This is a genomic window from Enterobacter cloacae complex sp. S2 (assembly GCF_015159675.1).
Classification (GTDB): domain Bacteria; phylum Pseudomonadota; class Gammaproteobacteria; order Enterobacterales; family Enterobacteriaceae; genus Enterobacter; species Enterobacter intestinihominis.
This window is the reverse complement of sequence record NZ_JADDTS010000104.1, coordinates 1-717: the sequence shown is the minus strand read 5'-3', so window position 1 is coordinate 717 and position 717 is coordinate 1. Positions and strand designations below refer to the sequence as shown.

Genomic DNA, 717 nt, shown 5'->3' with positions numbered 1-717 from the left:
ATGGCGGAGTGCGCAATATTTTACGAATATTCAGGGATGTATCTGTTCGTATCAGCCTGATGACCACGATTGGCGTGACTGAACGACTCAGCACCTGGAATCAACGCACTGAGGTTCATGACTGGAAAAGACGTGCCGAGCGTCTGGTCAGGGCCACTGGTCACCCCTATACCATCGTCAGGCCCGGCTGGTTTGATTACAACAATGATGATGAACACCGAATCGTTATGCTTCAGGGGGATCGTCGCCATACGGGAACACCGGAAGATGGTGTGATATCCCGGGAGCAAATCGCCCAGGTTCTGGTCAGTGCCCTGACCCACGACGAGGCAAAAAATAAAACGTTCGAGCTGGTGGCTGAACGAGGTGAAGCACAGCAGGATCTTACCCCACTGTTTGCAGACCTGCAGGCTGATGATCCACAAAAAAATGATGGGGTTCTGGACATAGACAATATGCCTCTGCGTGAAGAACCTGACTGCATTATTAACGAGCTGAATTTGTATTCAAAAAAACTAACCAATCGACAACCCTGACAATTTTGTCATATAGCGGTCAGCCTCATGACAGCTTAAGTCTGTATATTTGAATACACAGATGGAGGAAGTTACTCCTGATACAAGTCCAGTTTCAAGCATATTGTTAAAGAGGTACTAGATATGAAAGCACTACTTATTACTACATTGGTCATGGCGTTTATTTAAATGAATGCCGCAT

The 717-nt window shown here is 46.4% G+C and carries 1 protein-coding gene; it reads left to right on the top strand.

Features of this window, described 5'->3' with window-relative positions; genetic code table 11:
- A partial coding sequence (locus IPZ49_RS22955) for an NAD(P)H-binding protein (protein ID WP_193762899.1) occupies positions 1-536 on the top strand: 536 nt, incomplete at its 5' end.
- Between the last annotated feature and the right edge of the window lie 181 nt (positions 537-717).